The sequence below is a fragment of the Streptomyces griseochromogenes genome (genome assembly GCF_001542625.1).
Taxonomy (GTDB): Bacteria; Actinomycetota; Actinomycetes; order Streptomycetales; family Streptomycetaceae; genus Streptomyces; species Streptomyces griseochromogenes.
The window spans coordinates 6424303-6435593 of record NZ_CP016279.1 but is presented as its reverse complement, the minus strand read 5'-3'; the positions used below and the strand labels follow the sequence as shown (position 1 = coordinate 6435593).

General features: G+C 72.7%; 9 protein-coding genes. 7 read left to right on the top strand and 2 right to left on the bottom strand.

The window, feature by feature from the left end:
- The 4 genes from AVL59_RS27685 to asnB all read left to right on the top strand — a co-directional run bounded on the left by AVL59_RS27685 (window position 1) and on the right by asnB (window position 6530).
- Window positions 1-2424: a thioester reductase domain-containing protein gene (locus tag AVL59_RS27685; protein ID WP_237281687.1), complete on the top strand. Its 2424-nt coding sequence runs from the start codon at window positions 1-3 to the stop codon at window positions 2422-2424.
- Window positions 2421-3569, top strand: coding sequence for an alpha/beta hydrolase (locus AVL59_RS27680; protein ID WP_067309576.1), 1149 nt, complete (start codon window positions 2421-2423; stop codon window positions 3567-3569). The genes AVL59_RS27685 and AVL59_RS27680 overlap by 4 nt, the downstream gene beginning before the upstream one ends.
- 63 nt (window positions 3570-3632) lie before the next feature.
- Window positions 3633-4412, top strand: a complete 780-nt coding sequence (locus tag AVL59_RS27675; RefSeq protein WP_067309574.1) for an alpha/beta fold hydrolase — start codon at window positions 3633-3635, stop codon at window positions 4410-4412.
- A 276-nt stretch (window positions 4413-4688) separates the two neighbouring features.
- Window positions 4689-6530 carry an asparagine synthase (glutamine-hydrolyzing) gene (gene asnB / locus AVL59_RS27670; protein ID WP_067309572.1) on the top strand — a complete coding sequence of 614 codons (1842 nt, stop codon included), beginning with the start codon at window positions 4689-4691 and terminating at the stop codon, window positions 6528-6530.
- On the opposite strand, the gene AVL59_RS27665 is transcribed toward asnB, so the two are convergent.
- Together AVL59_RS27665 and AVL59_RS27660 are read right to left on the bottom strand one after the other, a co-directional pair.
- Window positions 6523-7044, bottom strand: coding sequence for a DUF4232 domain-containing protein (locus AVL59_RS27665; protein ID WP_067309570.1), 522 nt, complete (start codon window positions 7042-7044; stop codon window positions 6523-6525). The genes asnB and AVL59_RS27665 overlap by 8 nt on opposite strands.
- A gap of 127 nt (window positions 7045-7171) precedes the next feature.
- Window positions 7172-8821 (bottom strand): alpha/beta hydrolase, encoded by a 1650-nt coding sequence (locus AVL59_RS27660; protein ID WP_067309568.1) that lies wholly within the window; start codon window positions 8819-8821, stop codon window positions 7172-7174.
- A gap of 284 nt (window positions 8822-9105) precedes the next feature.
- Here AVL59_RS27660 and AVL59_RS55915 point away from each other — a divergent pair, with 284 nt between their 5' ends.
- From AVL59_RS55915 to AVL59_RS27645, 3 genes are all read left to right on the top strand, one after another.
- Complete coding sequence (locus AVL59_RS55915; RefSeq protein ID WP_099053139.1) at window positions 9106-9747, top strand: chaplin; 642 nt, start codon at window positions 9106-9108, stop codon at window positions 9745-9747.
- Window positions 9748-9861: 114 nt separating this feature from the next.
- Window positions 9862-10296 (top strand): hypothetical protein, encoded by a 435-nt coding sequence (locus tag AVL59_RS27650; RefSeq protein ID WP_067309562.1) that lies wholly within the window; start codon window positions 9862-9864, stop codon window positions 10294-10296.
- Window positions 10297-10415: 119 nt separating this feature from the next.
- Window positions 10416-11270, top strand: a complete 855-nt coding sequence (locus AVL59_RS27645) for a GNAT family N-acetyltransferase (protein WP_067309560.1) — start codon at window positions 10416-10418, stop codon at window positions 11268-11270.
- Window positions 11271-11291: the final 21 nt, after the last annotated feature.

Here is an 11291-nt window from a genome sequence, read left to right as displayed (position 1 = left end):
ATGAACGAGGATCCGGCGAACGCCGGCCGGCACGCGATCGCCGAGTCGATCGAACGGGGCGGTGGCGGACTCGACGTGGCCGGCCTGCTGGCCAAGGTGCGTGCGGCCGGCACGACGACCGATCCCGCCCCGGCCCCGGCGCCGGATCCGGAGGGCAGGACGACCGCCGCCGTCGTCGCGGTCGAGCCCACTCCGACCCCGGTGCCCCCGGCCCCGGCGCCGGACCTGGACGGCCTCGCGGCGACCGTCGCCGCCGCGGCCGGCCGCCATCTGCCTTCCGGCCGGCTGGCGCCGGACGCCGACTTCTTCGACGCGGGCGGCACCTCCGTCGGCGCGGTGGAGCTGGTCGCCGAACTGGAGGGTGAACTGGGCATCGAGGTCGACCTCGACGAGGTCTTCGCGGACGCCCGACCGGTCAGCCTGGCCCGGCGTTGGCTGCCGCTGCTCGGGGGCACGCCGGCGGGGGCATCCCCGTCCGCGCCGGCACCCCTGGCCACTCCCGCCCCTGCCCCCGGCACGTTGCCCGTCCCGTTCCCGCGCACCCCGCCCGCCGCACCGAGCAGCCCGTACCGGGACGGCGACCCCCACTCCCGGGCCCGGCAGGAGGACCTCGACCAGATCCTCGCCGACCTCGCGCTCGCCGACCGGCTGCCCTTCACCGACGTGCCCGAGCCGCTGCCGCCGCGCCGCATCCTGCTCACCGGGGCGACCGGCTTCCTCGGCAGCCACATGCTGCTCGACCTGCTGCGGCACAGCGACGCCCATGTGTACTGCCTGGTGCGCGCGGCCGACGAGGCGGCCGCGACCGAACGGCTCGGCGCCCAGCTGCGCGGCTACAAGCTGCCGTGGTCCTCGGAGATACGACGGCGCGTCACCGTCCTGCCCGGCGACATCCGCCGCCCCCGCCTCGGCCTCACCGACGAGCAGTGGACGAGCCTCGCGCACGAACTCGACAGCGTCGTCGGCGTGGCGGCGGCCGTGGACTTCCTGCGCGGCTACCAGTCGCTGCGCACCAGCAACGTCCTCGGGGCGCTCACCCTCGCCGAACTCGCCGCCACCGGCCGCCCCAAGCCGCTGCACCACATCTCGTCCATCGCCGTGTTCAACGAGGTCGGCATCACCTCCATGGGCGAGGACGACCCGCTCGCCCACGTGGACCGGCTCGTCTCCGGCTACGACCAGTCCAAGTGGGCCGCCGAGGTCGCCCTGCGCCGCGCCCGCGAGCACGGTCTCGTCGTCACCGCGCTCCGCCCGGGCGGCATCGGCGGCCACACGAAGACCGGCGCGTACAACCCGCAGGACCTCAGCAGCGGCCTGATCTCCGCCTTCGGGCGCTTCCGCACCGTACCGGCGTTCCGCTACCTCAACGCGGCCCCCGTGGACTGGGTCAGCCGGGTCGCGGTCGCCGCGATCTGCGAGCCCGACGCCTGGGGCTTCGACTACAACCTCACCGGCGTCCCCAACACCCTCGACGACGTCGTACGGGACATGGCCTTCGGCGGCATGCACGTACGCGTCCAGGACTGGGACGAGTGGCGCACCGACACCCTCGCCCGGCTGGAGGCCGAGCCGGTGCCCGAACTCGCCTTCCTCTCCCGGGTGTTGCAGAGCCCCACCGCGCTGAAGCTGTGCGAGGCCACCCTCGAGGGCCCCGCCGCCGTCGCCGAGCGCACCGACGCCCTGGTCGCCGCCCTCGGTCTCGCGCCCGCCGCCCGCTACGACGCCCAGGCCCAGCTGAAGACGTTCGAGAAGCTCGCCGACGACGGCCTGGCCCGGCTCCCGCACAAGGACGACCAGCCCTACCTGTGGTTCGCCGAGACGACGCAGGGTACGGTCGGCCCGGTCGGCGCCGCCGCCGAGACTCCGTGCTCGATGGCGCTGACCCTGTCCATCGCGAGCATGTACCAGCTGGTCAAGGAGCGCCGCGTGGACGTCACCGGCGAGGTGACCTGCACAGCGATCCACCCCGATCCGCTGACCGTTCAGCGCGGCGACGTGTGGGTCCGCCCCGACGAGGGCATCCCGCAGCAGCACGGCCTCAGGCACCAGCTCCTGCGCTACCGGCTCACGCTGCGCGATGCGGACGGCGGCCTGTGGTGGCTGGAGGGCCGCAAGTACGCACGGGCCCGCCGTGACCTGTGGCGGCAGACCCGTGCGCTCACCGTGGAGATCGGCCGCGAGGGCGAGGCCGCGAGCCTGCTGGGCGAGGTCGTCGTACCCGCCGACTCCTACGTCCGTGACCAGATCGACGGCATCAAGGTCGACCCGCGCCTGACCGGCCAGGAGAAACGGGCGGCGAAGCTGACCTGGCTCGCCTGGTTCGGCCTGGAGATGGGCCGCGGCCTGGTCGGCCCCTTCGCCCGGGCCGCCGCGGACCTGCTCGACCTGCGCCGCACCCCCACCCTCACGGAGCACCACCGATGATCTTCAGGACCACTCCTTCCCGGACGGCCCGGCCGGCGCTCCGCAAGGTCCGCACCACCGCGGCCCCGCGCCCCCTGCGCCATCGCCTGGACCCGGCCCGCGTCGAGGAGATCCCGCTGCGCACGAGCGACGGTGTCCGTCTCGGCCTGACCCGTGTCGGCACCGGAGACATCGGCGGCTCGGCCCGGCCCGCCGTGCTGCTCCTGCACGGGCACACCGCGTCCGCCGGCATGTTCCTGCTGCCCGAGACCCGCAACCTCGTCGACGTCCTGCTCGACGAGGGCTACGAGCCCTGGCTGCTGGACTGGCGGGGCAGCTGCCGGCTGCCGTACAACGAGACCGGCCGCCGGTACACGTACGACGACGTGGCGCTGTACGACATCCCCGAGGCCGTCACCCACATCCGCGGGCGCATCGGAGAGCGGCCGCTGTTCGTGGTGGCCCACTGCATCGGCTCGCTCACCCTCTCGATGAGCATGGCGGCCGGGCTGGTCCCGGGCCTGGCCGGTGTGGTCTCCCAGGGCGTGTTCCTCACGCCGAAGCTGGCGGGCCGGACCTCGCTGCGGATGTCGGTGGCGGGGGAGCTGCTCAAGACGCGGATCGACCACATCCCGGTCGACTTCCGCAAGGTGGGCCTGTGGTCGAAGTACACGCCGCTGTTCGCCCTGGCCTCGCGCAGGGCGAGCTGCCCGGACCCGACCTGCCAGATCCTGCACAACTCGGCCTGGGGCACGGGCGCCTCCCTCTTCGTGCACGAGAACCTCGGCACCGCCACCCACGACCGGCTCGCCGAGCTCCTCGGCCCGGCGCCGCTGTGGATCCTGCCCCATCTGCGCCGAATCGAGCTGGCCCGCAGCGTGGTGCGCTGGCACGACACCGACCACCGCTACCGGGCGCTGCCGCCCAACGCGCTGGACGCGGCCGGCCGCATCGACACCCCGGTCCTGCTGCTCGCGGGCAGCGAGAACGGGCTGTGGCTGGACTCGCAGAAGCTGTGCCACGAGGTACTCGCCCACCGGCAGCCCCAGCTCGAGGTGTCGTACACCGAGATCCCGGGCTACGGTCACCTGGACACCTTCCTGGGCCGGGGGGCCGCCCTGGACGTCTTCGGGCACATCCTCGAATTCCTCGGCGATCGCCGATGACGGACGGTGCCGCGGCCGGTTACCGTACCGGACAGTAACCGGAGTGCACCCCAGGAGGCCCCCATGCCCCAGCTCGACGTCGACGGCGCCGTACTGACGTACGACGACGAGGGCCCCCGCGACGGCGCGGACGTACCCCTGGTGTTCGTCCACGGCTGGACCGCCAACCGGCACCGTTGGGACCACCAGCTGGCGCACTTCTCGACAGGCCGGCGGGTCATCCGGCTCGACCTGCGCGGCCACGGGGAGAGCACGGGGGCCGGGGTGCGCACGATCGCGGAGCTGGCGAGGGACGTCCTCGCCCTCCTCGATCACCTGGAGGTCGAGCGGTTCGTGCTGGTCGGCCACTCGATGGGCGGGATGATCTCGCAGACCATCGCCCTGTCCCACCCCGACCGGGTGGAGCGCATGGTGCTGGTCAACTCGATCGGCCGGATGACCTACAACCGGGGCCGGGGCCTGCTGATGGCGGCCTCCACCCTCGTGCCGTACAAGCTGTTCGTCGCGACCAACATCCAGCGGGCCTTCGCCCCCGGCCACCCGCGCGAGGAGGTCCGGGAGTACATCCGCTCCTCCGCCGACACGCCGCGCGAGGTCGTCATGACCCTGTACGGCGCCATGCGGGCCTTCGACGTCCTCGACCGCGCAGGCGAGATCGCCACGCCCACCCTGATGGTGCACGGCTACCACGACATCCAGCTGCCCGTGCGGCAGATGCTGCGGATGGCCAAGGCCTACCCGAACGCGGTCGTGCGCATCATCGACGCGGGCCATGAGCTGCCCGTGGAGAAGCCGGCCGAACTCACCTCGGCACTTGACTGGTTTCTGACTGCGAAGCCGTAGCGCGGCAGTCGCTTGGGGAAGTTTTTGCCTGTGGCCGGTTCCTGCCTCCCCGGCCCGGTGGCATGGCGGTCCTTCGATTTCGCGTTGGCAAAACACGGCTGAAACCATGGGGGAGTAAAGGCCGCCCGTGCCGCGCTCGCGTTGACCGCCGCGCCCGCCTGACGGACGCTCGTCATATAGGTGCTCGATACAACTGGTTCGGCGGCCGTCTTGCATCTCCCCGAAAAGCGCAGGTGAGCGCGGGGTCGGCCGCGGGCCGGAGGCAGGAGGTAGCGCATGTGCGGCATCACCGGATGGGTCTCCTTCGACCGTGACCTGACCGCCGAGTCGACCACATTGCATGCGATGACCGAGACGATGGCCTGCCGCGGCCCGGACGACCGGGGCACCTGGACCGAGGGCCCCGCGGCCCTCGGTCACCGCAGGCTCGCCATCATCGACCTTCCCGGCGGACGCCAGCCGATGTCCGTCGCCACCCCCGAGGGAAACGTCGCCCTCGTCTACTCCGGAGAGGCCTACAACTTCACCGAACTGCGCCGCGAGCTCATCGACCGCGGCCACCGGTTCACCACGGACTCCGACACCGAGGTCGTCCTGCACGGCTACCTGGAATGGGGCGAGTCCGTCGCCGAGCGGCTCAACGGCATGTACGCCTTCGCCGTGTGGGACGGCCGCCACGGCCGGCTCGTGATGATCCGCGACCGTATGGGCATCAAGCCGTTCTACTACTACCCGACCCCCGACGGCGTCCTCTTCGGCTCCGAGCCCAAGGCGATCCTCGCCAACCCGCTCGCCCGCCCCCGCGTCGCCCTGGACGGCCTGCGCGAGCTGTTCACCATGGTCAAGACCCCCGGACACGCCGTGTGGGACGGCATGCGCGAGGTCGAACCCGGCACCGTGGTCACCGTCGACCGCACGGGTGCGCACACCCGGGTCTACTGGCGCCTCGAGACCCGCGCGCACACCGACGACCGGGACACCACCATCGCCACCGTGCGCACGCTCCTCGACGACATCGTGCGCCGCCAGCTGGTCGCCGACGTCCCGCGCTGCACCCTGCTCTCCGGCGGCCTCGACTCCTCCGCCATGACCGCGCTCGCCGCCCGGCGGCTCGCCGAGCAGGGCGAGAAGGTCCGCAGCTTCGCGGTCGACTTCGTCGGCCAGGCCGACAACTTCGTCGCCGACGAACTGCGCGGCACCCCGGACACGCCCTTCGTGCACGACGTGGCCCGGCTCGCCCGCACCGACCACCAGGACATCGTCCTGGACGCCCAGTCCCTCGCCGACCCGGCCGTGCGCGAGAAGGTGATCCGCGCCCGCGACCTGCCGACCGGGTTCGGCGACATGGACACCTCGCTGCTGCTGCTCTTCCGCGCCATCCGCGACCAGTCCACCGTCGCCCTGTCCGGCGAGTCCGCCGACGAGGTCTTCGGCGGCTACCTGCAGTTCTTCGACGAGGACGCCCGCCGTGCCGACACCTTCCCCTGGCTGGTGCGCTTCGGCCGCCACTTCGGCGACGACGCCGACGTGCTGCGCCCCGACCTGGCCAAGACCCTGGACCTGGAGGGCTACATCGCCGACGGCTACCGCACGGCCGTCGCGGCCATCCAGCGTCTGGAGGGCGAGAGTGACTTCGAGTACCGGATGCGGCAGATCTGCCATCTGCACCTGACCCGCTTCGTCCGCGCCCTGCTGGACCGCAAGGACCGGATGAGCATGGCCGTCGGCCTGGAGGTCCGGGTGCCGTTCTGCGACCACCGGCTCGTGGAGTACGTCTACAACACGCCCTGGTCGCTGAAGTCCTTCGACGGCCGGGAGAAGAGCCTGCTCAGGGAGGCGACCGCGGACCTGCTGCCGCGCTCGGTGTACGAGCGGGTCAAGAGCCCGTACCCGTCCACCCAGGACCCGCGCTACGCCCGCGCCCTCCAGGAGCAGGCCAAGGATCTCCTCGCCCGGCCCACCCACCCGGTCTTCGACCTGGTCGACCGGGAGCGGGTCCGGGAGGCCGCCGAGCGCGAGGCCCCGGTCAGCACCCAGGTCGCCCGGCGCGGCCTGGAGCGCACCCTGGACCTCGCCCAGTGGCTGGACCTCTACTCCCCGGAAGTGACCCTCAGCTGACGCCGAGGGCCCGGTCCGCGGCCGCCGCAGTCGGCTGCCACCAGGTCGTCACCGGCTCCCACACCCGGACCTCGGTCCCGGTGCCGAGCTGCGCCGCGCTGAAGGCGCGGCCCCACTGGGAGGCCGAGGCGGCCAGCGTGATCGCGTCCGCCCGGCGGGCCTCGGGGTCCGCCGGGTCGGCGATGGTGCGCAGGGTCGCGTAGCCGGTGCGGCCCGCCCCGAGCGCGTAGGTGCCGCGGTCGGCCCGGGGCACCGGCAGCGCGGCACCGTCCAGGCCGGCGAAGGTGACCGTGGGCACCCGGTCGACGACACAGGCGTGGCTGCTCCGGTTGGTCACGCCGAGGCGCACCACGGACGGATCGGCGGTGGCCTTCGCCCGCAGGACGAGCGCCTTTTCCGCGCAGCGGGCGGGCTTGGTGTGCGCCGCGGCCGCCTGGCTCTGCGGCGCGGCCAGCAGCAGGGTCGCGGCGGCGGCGAGGACGGCGGGTGCGACGGTGGCGGCGCGGGTGCGCATGACGGATTCCCCTGTCACGGTCAGGTACGGGTACGGCGGGCCGAGGCGCGCTCTCACTGGAGTGACGTGAGGGACGACCTCGAGGTTGTTCCGTAATCAGCCCTGTTACCCGCTTGCGCCGTTCCTGTCACCAGTTGGAGGTGTTCGCGGTGGAGCTCCAGGCGTCCCTGTCCGCCGGGCAGGAGCTGCCGCTGGGCGGCAGGGAGCCGTACAGCAGGAAATCGTCGATCTTGCGGTGCACGCACTTGGACGACGAGTAGCCGGTGTGTCCCTCGCCCTTGTTGTCGAGCACCACGGCCGCCGGCCCGAGCCGCCGCGCCGTCTCCTCGGTCCAGCGGTACGGCGTCGCCGGGTCGCCGCGCGTGCCCACCAACAGCATCCTGGCCGACGGGACGTTCTTCACCCGGTCGCGGATGAAGTCGGTGCCCTTGGGGCGGCCATAGCACATCAGCAGCTGGGTGAGCCGGAACCGGCCGAAGACCGGGGACGCCTCGTCGTAGGCGGCCCGCAGGTCCTTCAGGTCCTTGGTGATCCGCGTCGCGGTGGGCCGGTCGGGGTCGTCCGCGCAGTTGATGGCCATCAGCGCGGCCGGCAGGTTGTCGGCGGGGACGTCCTGGGCGTCCACGAGGCCGCCGTCCTGCTTCTTCTTGTGGTCGTTCTTGTGGTCGCGGCCCTGTCCCTGGCCGCCTTGCCGCACCGGCGCGGCGAAGTCGCCGCCGGAGGAGAAGCTGAGTACGCGCCGTGTGTCGCCGTCCTCGATCAGGGAGGCCAGCGCACGCTCCAGGGAGGGCCACAGCTCATTGCTGTAGAGGGCCTGTCCGATGGCGCCCACCAGGTCCTGTCCGGAGAACGCGCCCCCGAAGTCCGTGGGCACCGGATTCTCGTCCAGTGACCGCACGAGCTGCAGGACCTGGTCCCCGGCCGCCCGCGTGTCCTGTCCGAACGGGCAGGCGACGTCCGTCGTACACCAGTCCAGGAAGTCGTCCAGTGCCGTCTGCTGTCCCTCGGCGCCCACCAGCCCCTGTTCGGACAGCGGCTCGGTCAGGGTGTCCACGCCGTCCAGCGCCATCCGGCCCACGTTGTGCGGGAACTGTGCCGCGTACACGGCACCGAGCCGTGTGCCGTAGGAGAAGCCGAGGTAGTTCAGCTTCTTGTCGCCGAGGGCCTGGCGGATGACGTCCATGTCCCGGGCCGCGTTCACGGTGCCTATGTGCGCGAGGACCGGGCCGGAGTGCCGTGCGCACCGGTCGGCGTCCTGCCGCAGCCGCTTCAGCAGCGCCTGCGGGCGGCCGATGTCGGGACTGCCCTCCGTCGCCACCGTCAGCCCCTGGCCGTCGCCGCAGCTGACGGGGGAGGACCGGCCGACGCCGCGCGGATCGAAGGTGACCACGTCGTAGCCGTTGGTCAGATCCATGAACTGCTTGCCGCCCGAGGTGAATTCGCCGACGCCCGCTCCGCCGGGCCCGCCGAAGTTCAGCAGGACCGAGCCCCGCGACGGGCCGGTCGCCCGGTAGCGGGCCAGTGCCAGGTCGAGCGTGCCCGCGCCGGGGTGCGCGTAGTCGATCGGCACGGTCACCGTCGCGCACTGGAGGTCCTTGGGTGTGTCCGCGCCCTTGCAGGCCGCCCATGCCGCCTTCTGGCGGTAGAAGCGGGACAGGTCGGGCTGCGGCCGGTCGGCCGCGGCCGCGGGCAGCCCGGCCCCGAGCAGTGCCAGGGCGAGCGCCCCGGTGCCCGCGCAGCGTCGTACGGCGGGCCGTGTGGACAGCTTGACCAGCATGGATCGCCTCCCGGGGCGCACCCGCTGCGGACCGGGGCGGCGCCCTCGATCACCATAAGCGGGCCCGGTGAGGGCCGCCTCCGGACGAGCGAGCCGGTGTCCGTTGATCTATCCTTCGCGCGCTCCATTGGGATTGATGATCATTCGATGACTTTACGTGCGGTTCGAGTGATCATGACACTCGATGGGGTGAAACGCCGGAAACGCAGAACTCGGACGGGCCGCCCGCGTTTTATCCGATGCGGGTGAGCGCCCGCGAGGATGTCTGGAAGGCAGGGAAACCTATGAGACGGGCTACCCGAAACGGTGTGATCGCCGTAGTCGCCGCCTCCGGCGCGATGGCCGTGGCGATGCCGGTGTGTGCCGCCTCCGCGGCCGACGGGGCCGCCGCCGACGGCTCGGCGGCCGGCTCGCCCGGGCTGATCTCCGGCAACACCATCCAGCTGCCGGTGAACGTACCGGTGAACGTGTGCGGCAACACGGTCGACGTGGTCGGGCTGCTCAACCCCGCCGCCGGCAACGCATGCGAGAACGGCGCCGCCGGCGGCGGCTCTGCCAAGTCCGGCGGCGCCTCGGCGAAAGGCAGCACGCAGGACTCGCCCGGCGTGCTCTCCGGCAACGGCATCCAGCTGCCCGTGCATCTGCCGGTGAACGTCAGCGGCAACAGCGTGAACGTGGTCGGCGTGGGCAACCCGGCCGTCGGCAACCACTCCGCCAACACCGCCGACCCCACTCCCGCGCCGCCGCCGGCCCCCGTCAGGGCCCGCCCCCTCCCGCGCGCCCCGCACCCCGCCCGGCACCCGTCCGTGGCCACCCTGGCCCACACCGGAACGGACCTGACCGCCCCCGCGGTGGCCGGCGGCGCAGCCCTGATCCTCACCGGCGCGGTCCTCTACCGCCGCTTCCACCCCGGCCGGGACCGCTGACCCGCACTCCGGCAGGTCCCACCGGACGCCGGCCCGGTGGGGCCCGGGACATGCGCCGGATCCGCCGACCACCCGGCCGGGCGGCGGGATCGGGCCGGGCGATAGCGTGATCCGGTGCGGAACGGCATACGAGAGCGGTGGCGGGCCCTGCCGCCCTGGGCACGAGGGGCCCTCGCCCTGTACGTGATCGGCTTCCTGGAGGGAGCGGGCGCCCACGCCCTGGACCTGACGCGCGGCGGGCTCCATGTCTACGCGTCCTTCGCTCCGCCACTCCTTCAAGTGTTCTTCATCGGCCTGGTCGTGCTCGATCCGCTGGTGGCCGTCCTCGCGTTGCTCGTCCGGCCGGAGGGCATCCGGTCGGCCTGTGCGGTGATGGTTCTCGACGTCCTCGCGAACTGGTTCGCCGACCGGGCGTGGCTGCGGGAGGACCCGGCAAGGCTGCTGAGCCCGGTGGGACTGCTCCCCATCACCCTCTTCGGCCTGTTCGTCCTCGCCTCCACGATCCCGCTGCTGCGCGTCACCAACACGCCGCCCGGCCGGGCCGTTTGAGGCACGCAACGGCCGATCCACGCGTGGCGCGGGCGGGGTGTGATCGGAAAGGATGCTGAGGGCACGGTCGGCGCGTCGCGCCGACCGGCACATCCGACCCCATGGAATGGAGCGCACCGATGACCTCTCCGGCCCCCCAGGACCTCGTCGTCACGCAGGCCACCCTCGCCGACTGGGCGGTGGTCGGCGGGTGGGCGGCGGCGGAGGGCTGGAATCCCGGGCTGTCCGACGGCCCGGCCTTCTTCGCCCAGGACCCCGAGGGCTTCTTCATCGGCCGGATCGACGGGGAGCCCGTATCGGCCATCTCCGTCGTCAACTACGGCTCCGACTACGCCTTCCTCGGCTTCTACCTCGTCCGTCCGGATCTGCGCGGCCACGGCCACGGCCTCGCCACGTGGAAGACCGCCCTGGCGCACGCCGGAGACCGCACCGTCGGGCTGGACGGAGTCGTCGCCCAGCAGGACAACTACCGTCAGTCGGGCTTCGAACTCGCCTACCGCACCGTCCGGTTCACCGGCACGGCACCCGTGACCGCCGCACCCGCCGGCGTCCGCCCCGCCGCATCCGCCGACCTGGCCGCCCTCACCGCCTACGACGGCGCCTGCACTCCGGCCGACCGCCCGCGCTTCCTCGCCGAGTGGCTGACCGCCCCCGGCCACCGGGCGTTCGTCCGCCACGACGGCGACCGACTCACCGGCTACGGGGTGATCCGCCCCGGTCGCGACTGTCTGCGCATCGGCCCGCTCTTCGCGGACGCCGCCGACGACGCCCGGGCCCTGTTCGCCGCGCTCACCGCCGACGCCGCCGGCCGCGAGGTGGCGATCGACGTCCCCGAACCGAACGCCGCCGGCGTCGCGCTGGCGGAAGAGGCCGGATTCAGCCCCTCGTTCGAGACGGCCCGCATGTACACCGGCCCGGTCCGCGAGCACGCCAGGGAGCGGGTGTTCGGCGTCACCACGCTGGAACTCGGCTGAGGCGGCGGGCGTTCCTTCGCC

Bases quoted from the DNA above. Each gene is read 5' to 3' on its own strand.
- AVL59_RS27685 (WP_237281687.1), top strand. From the start codon at position 1: ATGAACGAGGATCCGGCGAACGCCGGCCGGCACGCGATCGCCGAGTCG.
- AVL59_RS27680 (WP_067309576.1), top strand. From the start codon at position 2,421: ATGATCTTCAGGACCACTCCTTCCCGGACGGCCCGGCCGGCGCTCCGC.
- AVL59_RS27675 (WP_067309574.1), top strand. From the start codon at position 3,633: ATGCCCCAGCTCGACGTCGACGGCGCCGTACTGACGTACGACGACGAG.
- asnB (WP_067309572.1), top strand. From the start codon at position 4,689: ATGTGCGGCATCACCGGATGGGTCTCCTTCGACCGTGACCTGACCGCC.
- AVL59_RS27665 (WP_067309570.1), bottom strand. From the start codon at position 7,044: ATGCGCACCCGCGCCGCCACCGTCGCACCCGCCGTCCTCGCCGCCGCC.
- AVL59_RS27660 (WP_067309568.1), bottom strand. From the start codon at position 8,821: ATGCTGGTCAAGCTGTCCACACGGCCCGCCGTACGACGCTGCGCGGGC.
- AVL59_RS55915 (WP_099053139.1), top strand. From the start codon at position 9,106: ATGAGACGGGCTACCCGAAACGGTGTGATCGCCGTAGTCGCCGCCTCC.
- AVL59_RS27645 (WP_067309560.1), top strand. From the start codon at position 10,416: ATGACCTCTCCGGCCCCCCAGGACCTCGTCGTCACGCAGGCCACCCTC.